This window comes from Flavitalea plasmicola, from assembly GCF_030546645.1.
Lineage (GTDB): Bacteria > Bacteroidota > Bacteroidia > Chitinophagales > Chitinophagaceae > Puia.
Genome location: NZ_JAUOTO010000008.1, coordinates 79,801 through 94,027, shown reverse-complemented (window position 1 = coordinate 94,027; position 14,227 = coordinate 79,801). Strand labels below are relative to the sequence as shown.

Sequence of the window (14,227 nt, the reverse complement as noted above, 5' to 3'; positions counted from 1 at the left end):
ACCTTTGCCGTCCTAAAAATAGTTTTCATGGCTAGAGTTTGTCAGATCACGGGTAAGGTGCCGGTTAGCGGAAACAGCGTTTCGCACTCAAATATAAAGACTAAGCGCAGGTTTTTACCCAACTTGCAGACCAAGCGCTTTTTCCTGGCCGAAGAGGACAAGTGGATCACTTTGAAAGTGTCTTCGGAAGGGCTGCGTACGATCAACAAGAATGGTCTGTACACTGTTGTAAAGCAATTGAGAGCCGACGGCGAAAAGATTTAAATTATTTCTAAAAAGTCCAAATTATGGCAAAGAAAGGCAGCAGGGTCCAGGTGATCCTCGAATGTACCGAACATAAGAACAGCGGTAAGCCTGGTACCAGCCGGTATATCAGCACGAAGAACAAGAAAAACACTCCGGAACGCCTGGAGTTGAAAAAGTACAATCCTATTTTAAAGAAAGTAACTGTTCATAAAGAAATTAAATAATCATGGCAAAAGCTGCAAAAACCGCTATCAAGACCAAGGATGCCAAGGCTGCTGCCGAGGCCAAGAACTGGACGAAAGTGATCCGCGCCGTGCGCAGTCCTAAATCCGGGGCTTATACCTTCAAGGAAGCCATCGTGCATAAGGACAAGATCAAGGAATTCCTGGCACAAAAGTAAATTATCGGGTTTAGTAAGATCTATAAAAGCTGTCTCTCGGTGGGGACGGCTTTTTGTTTGTTAAGTATATTTAATCCATAATATCAGCATATGGGATTTCTCGATAAGCTATTCGGCAAGAAAGAAAAAGAAAGTTTAGACCAGGGGCTGCAGAAGACCAAGGAAGGCTTCCTGTCTAAATTGACCAAGGCGATTGCGGGGAAGAGCACGGTGGATGAGGAAGTGCTGGATAACCTGGAGGATGCGTTGGTGAGTGCGGACGTCGGCATTGACACTACGGTGGCGATCATCAGGCAGATCGAAAAGAGGGTGGCGAAGGATAAATATCTTGGTACGGGCGAGTTGAATAAGATATTACAGGAGGAGATCGAAGCGATGCTGGTGGATGCCCCCGAGCAGTCCTACCGGGACTTCACGGTCCCTTCCGGACATAAGCCCCATGTCATTTTAGTGGTGGGGGTGAACGGGGTAGGTAAAACGACGACCATCGGCAAGCTGGCATACAACTTTAAGAAAGCCGGTAAGTCGGTGCTGCTGGGCGCGGCAGATACTTTCCGGGCGGCGGCTGTGGACCAGCTGACCATCTGGAGCGAGCGCGTAGGCGTACCCATTGTGAAGCAGGGCATGGGGTCGGATCCGGGGGCGGTGGCTTTTGATACCGTTCAGAGCGGGGTGGCCCGTGGAGCGGATGTGGTGATCATCGATACGGCCGGGAGGCTCCACAATAAAGCGTATCTGATGGAAGAGCTCAGCAAGATCAGCAGGGTGGTTAAAAAGATCATGCCGGATGCCCCCCATGAAGTGTTGCTCGTGCTGGACGGCAGCACTGGTCAGAATGCATTGGAACAAGCCCGTCAATTTACCGCCGCGACAGAAGTATCAGCCCTGGCCATCACGAAATTGGATGGGACGGCAAAAGGAGGAGTGGTGCTGGCCATCGCCAACCAGTTCAAGATCCCTGTAAAGTTCATTGGAGTAGGAGAGAAAATGGAGGACCTGCTGGTCTTCGACAAACATGAATTTGTGGACAGCTTATTTAATTTGGAAAGGCCTGCTTAAATAAAAAGTTTAAATGAAAAGACCCGCTCAGGCGGGTCTTTTTATTTCTTAAAAGGTATATCTGACACCCAGTCCGCCCCAAACGTCAACATAGGTGTGGTTAGCTAACTCTAAAAATGGATTGATATCCAGGCTAAGGGCAATAGGGGCGCCATTGATCTTATAATCCAATCCTAATACTCCGTCGATACCCAGGGAAAATCCGCCGTCTCTGTAGTAATAATCTCCATGATGCCAGTTGCCATTATACCACCCCAGATGGGCGCCGGGACCTACATACCATTTCAGACCGGGTGCACCATTGATGTCTCCATGGATCTCATACAGACCGGTGAAACGGAAGCCATGGTCCCAGAAACTCGCCAGACCTTCCAGGGCAGTGTTATCCTTAATGAAGTGTTTGACTGTGATGGCGCCGGGCCAGAACTTAACGCCCACTGCTGTCTGATAGTCGCTACCCATTGACTGGGCTGAAGATCTGCTGATGGTGAATAGTGCCAGTGCTGAAAATGCGAATAGGGCTTTTCTCATAATTTGTTCATTTTGTGCAAAAATATGGAAAAACTGTGCCAAGTTTCATTCTTCTGCCTATATGGGTAGATATTTAGACACATACAAATAAATCTATTTCTTAATCTGATAAAGACGGAGCAAAGCGAACCCCAGGATGCTGGCCAGAAGGGATGCCGTCAGGACGGCGATCTTGGAGAATTCGATGGTTGTCACCTGCCCAAAGGCGAGGTTGGCTATAAAAATGGACATGGTAAAGCCGACGCCAGCCAGCACACCTACCCCTGCGAGATGGGACCATTGCATGTCTGCAGGCAGGCGGCAGAGCCGGGTGCGGATAGCCAGCCAGCAGCACAACAGAATGCCCGTGGGCTTGCCCAGGATCAGACCTGCGATGATGCCCAGGCTATTGGGGCTGGATAGGCTGGCAGTCCAGCCGGAGGCGAGGAGGATGCCCGTGTTGGCCAGGGCAAAGAGCGGGAGGATAATATAGGCCACAGGTTTATGCAGCGCATGCTGCAGGATCTCCGAAGGGTTGACGGAAGGGGCCTTCCTGAAAGGTATGGCAAAGGCCAGCAATACTCCGCTGAGGGTGGCATGAATGCCCGATCGCAGCATGCAGTACCACATGATGATACCCGGAATGACATAGAACACCAGCTTATTGACTTTTAATCTATTAAGGACCAATAAGAGCAGGAAGATGCCGATGGACAGGGCCAGCCAGGTGAGGGAAAGGGACTTCGTGTAAAAGAAGGCGATCACGAGGATAGCACCCAGGTCATCGATGATAGCCAGGGCTGTCAGGAAGATCTTGACCGAAGCCGGGACCCTGTTCCCCAGCAGCGAGAGCACGCCAAGGGCAAAGGCGATGTCCGTGGCCATCGGGATCCCGAAACCGCCCTGGGTCGGTGTTCCGTGATTGAAAAGGAAGTGAATGCCGGCGGGTATCAGCATGCCGCCTACGGCTGCAAAGACTGGCAACAGGGCGTTTTTCAGGTCGGCCAGCTCGCCTATATACAGTTCCCGCTCAATTTCCAGTCCTACCAGGAGGAAAAATATAGCCATGAGACCGTCGTTGACCCAATGTTCGATGGTATGATCGAGAGCGATCCCTGCGAAGGACAGGTCCAGCCGGGCATGCCAGAAATGAAGCCAGGCATCGCCCGCGGCGGTGTTTGTCAGCAGGATCGACGCTGCCGTGCAGCCGACCAGGATCAGGCCACCGGCTTTTTCGCTATCAAAAAACTCCTTGAACAGTTTTGTCAGAGGGGAAGTGGCCATATCTTCCAAATTTAGCAACGATACCCCAATTGTTGGTACCTTTGTGCCCTCAATTATGAAGACAAGAACATTAAAGAAGGATAAGGTCAATATCATCACATTAGGTTGCAGCAAGAACATGGTAGACAGTGAGGTGCTGAGCGGGCAGTTGCGGGCCAACGACATCGATGTGGTGCATGAAAGCGGTAAGAAGGATCATAACATCGTAGTGGTGAATACCTGCGGGTTTATCGACAAGGCGAAAGAAGAATCCATCAATACGATCCTGGACCAGGTGGCCCTGAAGAAAGGCGGCAACCTGGATAAGGTGTATGTGACCGGTTGTCTTAGCCACCGTTACCGGGAAGACCTGGAAAAAGAGATCCCTGAAGTGGATGCCTGGTTTGGAACCATGGAGCTGCCCCTGATGCTGAAGCAATTCGAGGCAGACTATAAGGCGGAGCTGCTGGGCGAAAGATTGCTGGCGACACCCAGGCACTATGCCTATCTTAAGATCTCGGAGGGCTGTAACCGCACCTGCGCATTTTGCGCCATCCCGCTGATGCGTGGCGGGCATATCAGCCGGCCGATCGAGGAGCTGGTGAAGGAGGCGGAAGGCCTGGTACGGAAAGGGGTCCGGGAAATACTGCTCATTGCCCAGGAGCTGACCTATTACGGGCTGGATATTTATAAGCAGCGGATGTTACCGGAGCTATTACATAGGCTTGCGGATGTAAAAGGCCTCGAGTGGATACGTTTACATTATGCCTACCCCTCCAAGTTCCCGCTGGAGGTGTTAGATGTGATGCGTGAAAGGGACAATATCTGCAAATACCTGGATATGCCATTGCAGCATGCCAGCGATCCGATGCTGAAGGCCATGCGCCGGCAGATCACGCGGGCGGAAATGACCGACCTCATTCATACTATCAGGGAAAGGGTGCCAGGCATCTGCCTGCGTACGACCCTGATCACTGGCTTCCCCGGAGAGACGCTGGAGGATGTGGAGGAACTGAAAGGCTTCCTGCAGGAGCATCGTTTTGACAGGGTAGGGATCTTCACCTATTCGCATGAGGAAGGGACGTCCGCTCATGGGCTGGCCGATGATATTCCGGCGGCGGAGAAACAACGCAGGGCAGAGGAGATCATGGAAGTGCAGCAGGAGATCTCGTTCGAGAAGAACCAGGAGAAGGTGGGACAAGTGTTCAGGACATTGATCGATAAGAAAGAGGCGGGCAGATGGCTGGGCCGGACGGAGTTCGATTCGGTGGAAGTGGACAACGAGGTGATCATACACAGCAAGGAGAAACTGCCCATCGGGGAATTTGTATATGTGAAGATCACGAAGGCTTACGATTATGATCTGGAAGGAGAGGTGGTAGACGCACCTGAGAAGAGTTAAAATCTGTAAAGAACTGATTAATTGATGCTATGGGCGCTGCTCATAGAACGTATAGATTTGCCAACGATTAAAACTTTATCATGCCATTCAAAGATGCTACTGAACAGGAAATAGACCAGGTGATGCAGGAAGCCTGGAAGGCTTTTATGCAATTCCGGAAGACCACCCTGAAGCAACGTGCCGATCTCATGCGGACCATTGGGGTGGAAATGGAGGCCATAGGCGATGAGCTGATACATACGGTGATGGAAGAGACGCATTTGCCGGAAGCAAGGGTAAAGAATGAGCGGGCAAGGACGATCTTTCAGCTGACGAGCTATGCGGCTGCCTGTGAGGCGGGACATTGGCTGGAGGCGAGGATCGATACGGCTAATCCGGAGAAAGGCGATCCCGATATCCGTAAGATGCAGGTGCCGTTGGGGCCTGTCGTCGTATTTGGCGCCAGCAATTTCCCCTTCGCTTATTCGACGGCGGGAGGAGATACGGCTTCGGCTCTTGCCGCAGGCTGTCCTGTCGTGGTAAAAGCGCATCCTGCGCACTCCCGCACTTCGGAGCTGGTGGCGGGCGCCATTTTGAGGGCCGTTGAAAAATGTGGCATGCCTAAAGGTGTGTTTGCTCATGTACACGGGGCCAGCTTTGAAACGGGCAAGGCCCTTGTCACGCATCCGCATACACGCGCGGTAGGATTTACGGGATCTTATGGCGGGGGTAAGGCCTTATTTGACTGGGCCAACCAGCGTAAGGCGCCGATCCCGGTATTTGCCGAGATGGGAAGCATCAATCCAATTTTTCTTTTGCCTGGTAAGCTGAAACAATCGGCTAAGGAGACCGCCGCTCTTTGCGCCGGCTCTATCACGCTGGGGACGGGACAATTCTGTACCAATCCCGGCCTGATCGTGGGCATCGATAACGAGGACCTGCAGGTCTTTATTAAAGAGCTGGGAGCGGCCATCGCTAAAACAGCGCCTGGGACGATGCTGCATGCCGGCATCGCCAAAGCATATGGAGAGAAACGGAAGGCGGCGCTGCAACAGCAAGAGGTAGAGACCGTGTCCGTGTCGGAAATGCAGCCACAGCAGGAGCAGGGCGTGCCTACCATCGCATCGGCTACGGCAAAGGCGTTCTTTTCCAATCCCTTGTTGCACCAGGAAGTGTTCGGGCCTTATTCTCTGGTCATCCGTTGTGCCGATGCAGCAGAATTACTGGCAGTGGCCACCCACCTGGAAGGACAACTTACCTGCACCATGATGGCTACCGCAAAAGATATCAAGGAGCATACGGAGTTGGTGGACCTGGTACAGGACATCTGCGGACGGCTGATCCACAACGGTGTTCCTACGGGTGTCCGGGTGGCCTTGTCCATGCAGCATGGAGGTCCATTCCCCGCGACTACGGACAGCCGCTTTACTTCGGTGGGAGCTGACGGGATCAAGCGTTGGGTCCGTCCGCTGAGCTTCCAGAACTGGGAGGACGATTTGCTGCCGGATGCGGTGAAGAATGGCAATCCGCTGGGCATCTGGAGAATGGTGAACGATCAGCTGAGCAACGGAGCGCTTGCCTAAACCAACTTTTATCAGACTTACATGAAGAAGACTTTTTTCTGCATCGATGCGCATACCTGCGGCAACCCTGTGCGGCTGGTAGCTGGTGGGGGCCCCGTACTGGAGGGCCGGAATATGAGTGAGAAACGGCAGCATTTTTTAAGAGAATATGACTGGATACGTAAGGGATTGATGTTTGAGCCACGGGGCCATGACATGATGAGCGGCAGCATTCTTTATCCGCCCCATGATCCGATGAACGATGTGGCTGTCCTGTTCATAGAGACCAGCGGCTGCCTGCCCATGTGCGGGCACGGGACTATCGGGACGATCACCATTGCGTTGGAAGAAGGGCTTATTCAACCCAGGCAACCCGGATTTGTCCGGATGGAAGCGCCGGCGGGATTGGTATTGATCGAATACACGCAGGAGGGGGGGAAGGTGAGGTCTGTCAAGCTGACAAATGTCCCTGCTTACCTGGCTGCGGAAAATGTGGCGGTGGAATGTCCGGATCTTGGCGCATTGCGGGTGGATGTCTCGTATGGCGGGAACTTTTACGCGATCGTCGACCTTCAGGAAAATTTCAAAGGATTAGAACATTATACTGCTGATCAATTAATTAGCTGGAGCAGGATCATGCGAAAGCGGATCAACGAGGCCCATCAGTTCGTGCACCCCGAAAATCCCACCATCCATACCTGCACGCATATCCTCTGGGCCGGAGCGACCATTGACCCGGGAGCTACGGCGCGTAATGCAGTATTTTATGGAGACAAGGCGATCGATCGCAGTCCTTGCGGGACGGGTACTTCGGCCCGGATGGCCCAGTGGTTTGCCAAAGGCAAATTGAAGGAGGGGGACCGGTTTATTCATGAAAGCATCATCGGCAGCAGCTTTACCGGAAGGGTGGAGAAGGCTACGACGGTGGCGGGGAGGCCGGCGATCGTACCCAGCATCGAGGGTTGGGCAAAGGTGTATGGGTACAATACCATTACCATTGATCCCGAAGATGATCCGTATGCGTATGGGTTTCAGGTGTTGTAAACAAACCACTGACTTGTCTGTTGTGGTGTCCGGTGACCAGGAATTCGCCTGATATCCCTATTTTTACTTTTATGGAGTGGAACCCGCATCATTTGCCATACCAGCAGACAGGTTATTTTTCGAAGATCATTACCGAATATCTGGGCGGAGCCGCTGCGCTGTCCTCTTTTTATGAACATCCTGTCAGCATGGAAGGCATGCGGGCGTCGCTGGAGGCGCGAAAGAAAGCGCCGGTAGACAGGAAGACGCTGGTGGAGGCGCTGCGGGAACAATACCAGGCTGTGGAAGCTTCGCCGTTGGTGACCGCAAATATCGACCGGCTGCTGGAGGAAAATACATTCACGGTAGTAACGGCTCATCAGCCTGCCATCTTTACGGGTCCTCTTTATTTCATCTACAAGATCGTCCACATTATCAAGCTGGCGGACCGGCTGAAACGGGAGTGGCCCGATGTTCATGTCGTGCCTGTCTTTTACATGGGCAGTGAGGACGCCGACCTGGAGGAGCTGGGCAATATTCATCTCAATGGAGAGAAGCTGGAATGGGGTACCCAGCAGAAGGGGGCTGTGGGCCGGATGAAAACGAAGGGACTGGAACAGATCTTGAGCAGGGTGGAAGGCGAGTTGTCTGTTCAGCCATTTGGGAGCGGGCTGATGGAAAAAGTAAAAGCCTTTTATCTGAAAAGCCCCGACATACAAACAGCCACTTTCCGGCTCCTGCACTGGCTTTTTGCGGAATACGGACTGGTGGTGCTTATCCCGGACAGGGCCAGTCTCAAGCGGCTGATGATCCCTGTTTTTGAGGACGACCTTTTCCAGCAGGCGCCTTGTAAGATCGTTGAGGAAACCATTGGGCGGATGCCGGCGCAATATAAGGTGCAGGCCAATCCCCGTCCCATTAACCTTTTTTACCTGGAAGGGGATCTCCGAGGGAGGATAGAACGGGTGGGAGATGTCTTCAAGGTACATGATTCGGATCTGAGGTTCTCTCCCGAGGCAATACGGGAGGAGCTACACCGCAGTCCGGAACGGTTCAGCCCGAATGTGATCCTGCGGGGACTTTACCAGGAGACCATCCTGCCGAACATCGCGTTCATCGGAGGGGGTGGAGAAACCGCGTACTGGCTGGAGCTGAAGGCGCTCTTCCAACATTATGGGAGACCATTTCCCCTGTTGATCCTGCGAAACTCTTTTTTACTGGTGGAATCGTTGTGGGCCGAGCGGACGGCCAATGCGGGGCTGCAAATAAAAGATCTTTTTCATTCGGAGGAAGTTCTGCTGAATGAGCTGGTAAAACGGGAGGCGCAGCAAAAGGTGAGCATGGAAAAGGAGATCGTGGAAGCGGAAAAGTACTACGGCGCCCTGAAGGATCGCGCCCGACCCGTAGACCCCACGCTGGTGCAGCATGTGGAGGCACTGCAGGCAAAGGCGTTGCATCCTTTGAAGGAGTTGGAGAAGAAATTGCTGAAGGCAGAAAAAAGAAAGTTTAGCGACCGGCAGCGGCAGATCCATGCTTTGCGGACGGCTTTATTTCCAGGGAATGGGCTGCAGGAGCGGATTGAGAATTTCATGCCCTGGTTTGCTTCCAGGGGGCCCTTGTTTATCAAAGCAATTTATCAGCATTCGCCGACATTGGAGCAGGAATTCGTCGTGCTGACCGAAGGTCACAGATAGACGACATTTTGCAGCTGTAGCTTTTCATCGAATGTATATAGCCTGGGTGTCCCGGTGGGCAGATCCACTGTGGCAATGGTATCTTCTCCGATGTGTTCCAGGTGCATCATAAGGGCGCGAAGGCTATTGCCATGCGCGACGATCAATATATTCTCTCCTTTTTTCAGATGCGGTTCGATGTTTCCCGTATAGTAGGGGATGACCCGGGCGGCGGTGTCTTTCAAACTTTCTCCTCCGGGAGGGCGAACAGAGTAGCTGCGGCGCCAGAGCGCCACCTGCTCTTCGCCATATTTTTCCGCTGTTGCAGCCTTGTCAAGGCCCTGCAGCTGTCCGTAGTTGCGTTCATCGAGCGCTTTATCCCGTATGACCGGCAGATCCTTCCCATGGATTTGCTGCAATATCAGGTCAAGTGTTTCGATCGCCCTTTTCAGGATGGAGGTAAAGCAGCATGTGAACGGGATATGCGCCAGCTTTTTACCAGCGGTAATTGCTTCCTGCCGGCCCAGGGGCGTGAGGTCTACATCCGTTTCCCCGGTGAAGCGATTCTCCAGGTTCCAGACGGATTGCCCATGGCGAACGATGGCTAATAGTGGCATAGGCTGTAAAGGTAATGAATCAAGTATTGCTCCCCGTAAGCATTGCCACGGGATATTTTTCCAGGAGGCTGTCGAGGACGAGATGGTTGCCGGAAGTTTGAAAAGTGGCGCCTGTGAATGTATCTGTCCAGGTGACAGGTGCATCACCCGGGAGCAGGACAGACAGGACGTCTGCATGAGCCGCCGCCATCCGGATCAGCGGAACGATGACCAGTACCCAATCCTCCTGGTGGCGGCGGATGTAGGCAAGATGGGGGCCTGCAATATCCACGGGAATGTAAGCACCCTTTTCGAAGACGGAACGATGGCGGCTGCGCCAGGCCAGCGTTCTATAGATCGTGTAAAGTTTGGCCGCTCCGCTGGTTTGGCGTGCATTCACGTAATCAAGGACAGCTTCGTTCCCTTTTTGTTCATGTTCCTGTATATCTTTCAGCATTTGACGGCGAAGGTCATAGTCCACCGGGCGACGATTATCGGGGTCGACGAAGCTTAGCTCCCAGCCATCAGCGCCCTGGTAGATGTCGGGAACGCCGGGAGCGGTCAGCCTCAGCAAAAGCTGGGCGATCGCAAAGCGGGCGCTCTCATGCATACATTTATAGGCAAAGGGAATGAAGTCTTCCATGAAGCGAGATTCCGTGTCCAGGATGGCATCCAGGAAGGCATGGCATTTTTTTTCATAGGACTCGTCAGGGGCATCCCAGCGGGTGACAGTCCCCGCTTCCCGCAAGGCCTTGGTAAGCATGCCATGAAAGCGCTGCCGGAATACGTCCGTAATGACCAGGTCCGGCGGAATCCCACCCAACAGAGATTGATAAATAAAATATTCATCATTGGGTTGTATGCCGGGTTTGTTGATCTCCTGCCATTTGGTGACGGCTGCGATCCATTCATCAGGTGTGGAGCTGAGCCAGCAGAGCCGGATCCGGCTGTCCTCCCCTCTTTTAGTGTCATGGGTGGTGCCTGCGTTCATGGAGTGAGGCCATGTCTTCTGACGGAGGGCCATCTTTTGGTGGAAAGCTGCAGGACTCAGGCTTATTACGTCCGGGGAGTCCCCAACTTCATTCCGGGCGATGAGCGGATCGTACACATAAAACAGGGTGTCTTCGATGCCTTTGGCTGCCAGCGGGCCGGTGAACTGCATGAGGCGGGCCAGGAAGCTGCCGTTGGCAAGGGCGGCTTGCAGCAGCGGGCGATCATTTTCAGGTACGGCCTCGAGCGGAGCAGAAAGGTCGGGCAAGTTGGGATCCCCGCCGGTGTCAGGGTACAGCCGGTAAACGGGAAACGAGGACATAAAAATGGCAAGAGCGTTCCTGAACCTGTCTTTATTTGCCTCCGCGACGCCGGCGCGCCGCACCAGGTTATCCAGCTCTCCACCCATGTAGGTAAGGAGGAAATGGCGTTTTTTTTCAAACGCCAGCGTTCCGTATGCCGGCATGTCCGCGACGATGTTCTCCCGGTAGAAACTTATTATCTGATGAAACCCGTCGGGATCCGTGAAGAGGGCGCCGGCGGCTGCAAGGAAATCGTAGCCAGTGGTTCCCTGGAGCTGCCAGGCGGCCGGAACCTGTTCTTCCGCCGCCAGGATCTTTTCCGCGACGATGTAACAGTCATTGCCGAATGTCTGTCTCAACCGGCGTATGTATTGGTCCGGTGCGGCAAGCCCGTCGATATGATCCACGCGAAGGCCCTGTATATATCCTTTATCGTACCAGCAGCGGAGCTGCCGGTGATACGTATCAAAGACGTGTTCATCTTCCATGCGCAGACAGATAAGGCTATTGACCGTGAAGAAGCGCCTGTAATTAATAAACGTAGCTGCCAGGTGGGCGTGGGTCAGTACATAGTGCTGGAGGTCCATCAGTTCCTTCAGCAGGGAAGCATGCCCGTTGAAAAAGGCCACCTGTGCGTGAATGAATGCGAGCGATTCCTCATCGAAGCTCATCGGCAGATCGGCTGGCGCGGGAAAGGCGGCAGCCGGATTGGGGTCGTCGCCATGGTGACAAGGCTCCTGTTCCAGCGCATCGATCGCTTTCAGCAGGGAAGGAGGGCATCCCGGACGCACGGTGCAGATCCACTGATAGGAGGAAATGGCTACCGGGTATTCCTGCTGATAATAGCGGAGAACAAACCTTTCACCCGTGAAATCCAGCCTGAGCTCTTTTTTCTGCAGGCATTCGGTGAGGGTGCTCCCCAGAAAGGGAACCATTATTTTATTTCCCAGCAGGGTGGAGGAGCCAGGCTCGAGGTCGAAAAAAGAATAGTAAGGGGATGCTTTCCCTTTTTCCAAGACATCCCTTACCCAGGCGTTGGTGCTTTCATAAGCCATATGATTGGGTACTATGTCCTGTACCCACGTCATTTCATATTTTTTTAGAAGTGCGGTGATCTGTGCCAGCTCTTCTTCGGTGCCGATCTCCGGGCTGATGACCTGCGGGTCGGTGACGTCATAGCCGTGCTGGCTGCCTTTGATGGCCCGGGTAATGGGGGAGGCGTAGATGCAGGATATCCCTATATCATGTAAATATGGAATTATACCTTCTAATTGTCGGAAATTAAATCCTTCGTGTAATTGGATCCGGTATGTCGAAGCGGGTGGGGTCATGAGATAATTTTTTCGTAGACAACTGCTGAATAGGGCTGTAGTTCAATCTTCCCGTTATTGATCTTTTCGCCGGGTCCGCACCATGCAGCGGCGGCGGAATCGAATATTTTGCGTAAGGCGCATCCGGTAGGGTTGTGTATTATTGCGGGACTGTCGCCGAAATGAAGCCAGACATAGACCTGGTCGGTAAGGATCTTTCTTTCGAACGACAGTGTTTGTCCTTCCAGGGGATAGAGGTGAAATTCCTCTCTGGTCATGCCCTGGAGGGCGGGGCGTGTCTTTCGCAGCCGGATCAGGTGGCGATAGTATGCCAGGAGCGTGGCACCCTGGCCTTCCCGGAAATGCCAGGACAGGTTGCTGCGAAGAAATGTTTCTTCGGATTGCGGGTCCGGCGGTACAAGACCCTCTGCGAAGGCGGGGAACTCCTTTTTGCGGCCTGCCCTGACTGCCTCTATCAGGGCAGGGTCCGAGAAATCCGTAAAGAACTGAAAAGGGTTTTTCTCTCCATATTCTTCTCCCATGAAGAGGAGGGGAACGTAAGGGGATAACAGCACGGTGGCAGCGGCCAGCTTGAGTTGTTCAAAGCTTACATTATGCGTCAGCCTGTCACCCATGGGCCGGTTGCCCACCTGGTCATGGTTCTGCGAAAAGACGACGAACTGGCTAAAGGGATGCTGGTCAGCGTAACCTCCGAAGGTTTTTTTACGGTGTTGAGAGTAGATGCCATTGTATACATAGGTATGGCGAAATGCTTTTTCCAGGTGGGTGATATCGCCAAAGTCTTCATAATAGGCATTGCGCTCGCCTGTCAGCAGCACGCGCAGTGCGTGGTGGAACTCGTCGACCCATTGGCCATCCAGTCCGTAGCCTCCTTTTTCCACAGAATTGATATAGCGGGGATCATTAAGGTCTATCTCGGCGATGAGAATTTTTTTCCTGCCGGTCCTTGTTTCGATGTCCAGGGCCAGGTCTTTGAGCTCCTGCATAAAATGACAGGCGCTGAAATCATATATTGCGTGTACGGCATCCAGGCGAAGGCCGTCGACCTGGTAGTCTTCCAGCCACATGCGGGCGTTCTGCAGGAAGAAATTCCGTACGCCATCGGACCAGGGGCCATCGAAATTCAGGGGACTGCCCCAGGGAGTACGATAGCGTTCGGAGAAATAGGGGCCGTAGAAGGGGAGATAATTGCCTTCGGGGCCCAGGTGATTATAGACCACATCGACCAGCACGGCTATGCCTTTGGCGTGGGCTGCTTTTACCAGGCGCTGAAAGCCCCTGATGCCCCCATAGGAATGCTGGATGGCAAAGGGAGCCACTCCGTCATACCCCCAGTTGCGCTGTCCGGGGCATTGTCCCATGGGCATCAGCTCGATGGTATTGATGCCCAGTTCATCAAGGTAGTCCAGTCGCCGGATGATGCCGTCGAAATCGTGGGTATCTGAAAAGCAGCCGGTATGCAACTCATATATGATCATATTGCTCAGTGGAATGCCTTTCCAGTCTTCGTCCCCAGCGGACGGGTCCGTCCGGCTGACAAGCACCGATGGTTCATGAACGCCTTGCGGCTGATGGAAGGAGGCGGGATCCGGGTAACTGTTCTCTTCGTTTAAACGGAACCGATAAGGCGTACCGGCCGGGACGGGCAGCGTGATCCGCCAGTAGCCCACGCCATCCGGCATCATGGGGTGGGCAGTGGGCGGCGGCGATTCCAGGATCAGTTCTACTTTTTTACATGCCGGAGCCCAGACGATGAAGCTGCTGCCGGCGGGATCATACCAGGCGCCGATCTTTTGTAAGGTAATATTCACGATGAGGGAGATAGGTCAAAACAGATGCCAAGGCTAAGTCAGGCGCGGATGGCATGATATTAATAGTATATTGTAGAAAT

At 53.3% G+C, this 14,227-nt stretch carries 13 protein-coding genes; 8 read left to right on the top strand and 5 right to left on the bottom strand.

The genetic code is table 11. The annotated features are described in order from the left end of the window. Nucleotides 1-27: 27 nt before the first annotated feature. The 4 genes from rpmB to ftsY all read left to right on the top strand — a co-directional run bounded on the left by rpmB (nt 28) and on the right by ftsY (nt 1,705). Nucleotides 28-264, top strand: coding sequence for a 50S ribosomal protein L28 (gene rpmB, locus Q4E93_RS28380; RefSeq protein WP_303591151.1), 237 nt, complete (start codon nt 28-30; stop codon nt 262-264). Between the two features lie 23 nt (nt 265-287). Beyond that, nucleotides 288-470: a 50S ribosomal protein L33 gene (rpmG, locus tag Q4E93_RS28375; RefSeq protein WP_303591149.1), complete on the top strand. Its 183-nt coding sequence runs from the start codon at nt 288-290 to the stop codon at nt 468-470. 2 nt (nt 471-472) lie between these two features. Then, nucleotides 473-646, top strand: coding sequence for a DUF4295 family protein (locus Q4E93_RS28370; protein WP_303591147.1), 174 nt, complete (start codon nt 473-475; stop codon nt 644-646). Between the two features lie 90 nt (nt 647-736). Then, nucleotides 737-1,705 carry a signal recognition particle-docking protein FtsY gene (ftsY, locus tag Q4E93_RS28365; protein ID WP_303591145.1) on the top strand — a complete coding sequence of 323 codons (969 nt, stop codon included), beginning with the start codon at nt 737-739 and terminating at the stop codon, nt 1,703-1,705. A gap of 48 nt (nt 1,706-1,753) precedes the next feature. On the opposite strand, the gene Q4E93_RS28360 is transcribed toward ftsY, so the two are convergent. Further along, nucleotides 1,754-2,236: a hypothetical protein gene (locus tag Q4E93_RS28360; protein ID WP_303591143.1), complete on the bottom strand. Its 483-nt coding sequence runs from the start codon at nt 2,234-2,236 to the stop codon at nt 1,754-1,756. A gap of 93 nt (nt 2,237-2,329) precedes the next feature. Beyond that, nucleotides 2,330-3,499: a Na+/H+ antiporter NhaA gene (gene nhaA / locus Q4E93_RS28355; RefSeq protein ID WP_303591141.1), complete on the bottom strand. Its 1,170-nt coding sequence runs from the start codon at nt 3,497-3,499 to the stop codon at nt 2,330-2,332. 55 nt (nt 3,500-3,554) lie between these two features. Between nhaA and rimO the strand changes: the two genes are divergently transcribed. The 4 genes from rimO to bshC all read left to right on the top strand — a co-directional run bounded on the left by rimO (nt 3,555) and on the right by bshC (nt 9,138). Continuing rightward, a complete protein-coding gene (rimO, locus tag Q4E93_RS28350) occupies nt 3,555-4,880 on the top strand; it encodes a 30S ribosomal protein S12 methylthiotransferase RimO (RefSeq protein ID WP_303591139.1) in 1,326 nt (441 codons plus the stop codon). 80 nt (nt 4,881-4,960) lie between these two features. Further along, nucleotides 4,961-6,442 carry an aldehyde dehydrogenase (NADP(+)) gene (locus tag Q4E93_RS28345; protein ID WP_303591137.1) on the top strand — a complete coding sequence of 494 codons (1,482 nt, stop codon included), beginning with the start codon at nt 4,961-4,963 and terminating at the stop codon, nt 6,440-6,442. A gap of 21 nt (nt 6,443-6,463) precedes the next feature. Continuing rightward, nucleotides 6,464-7,465: a 4-hydroxyproline epimerase gene (locus Q4E93_RS28340; protein WP_303591135.1), complete on the top strand. Its 1,002-nt coding sequence runs from the start codon at nt 6,464-6,466 to the stop codon at nt 7,463-7,465. Between the two features lie 71 nt (nt 7,466-7,536). After that, a complete protein-coding gene (gene bshC, locus Q4E93_RS28335; RefSeq protein WP_303591133.1) occupies nt 7,537-9,138 on the top strand; it encodes a bacillithiol biosynthesis cysteine-adding enzyme BshC in 1,602 nt (533 codons plus the stop codon). Here the strand turns inward: bshC and Q4E93_RS28330 are convergent. Genes Q4E93_RS28330 through treZ form a run of 3 tightly spaced genes read right to left on the bottom strand, consistent with a single transcriptional unit; the run spans nt 9,129 to nt 14,147 of the window. Beyond that, the gene (locus tag Q4E93_RS28330) at nt 9,129-9,734 is read right to left on the bottom strand and encodes a 2,3-bisphosphoglycerate-dependent phosphoglycerate mutase (protein WP_303591131.1); all 606 of its coding nucleotides are present in this window, start codon (nt 9,732-9,734) and stop codon (nt 9,129-9,131) included. The two genes, bshC and Q4E93_RS28330, sit on opposite strands and share 10 nt — an antisense overlap. Before the next feature lie 19 nt (nt 9,735-9,753). Beyond that, on the bottom strand, nt 9,754-12,336 hold the full coding sequence (treY, locus tag Q4E93_RS28325; RefSeq protein WP_303591129.1) for a malto-oligosyltrehalose synthase: 2,583 nt from the start codon (nt 12,334-12,336) through the stop codon (nt 9,754-9,756). Further along, nucleotides 12,333-14,147, bottom strand: coding sequence for a malto-oligosyltrehalose trehalohydrolase (gene treZ / locus Q4E93_RS28320; protein ID WP_303591127.1), 1,815 nt, complete (start codon nt 14,145-14,147; stop codon nt 12,333-12,335). The genes treY and treZ overlap by 4 nt, the downstream gene beginning before the upstream one ends. Nucleotides 14,148-14,227: the final 80 nt, after the last annotated feature.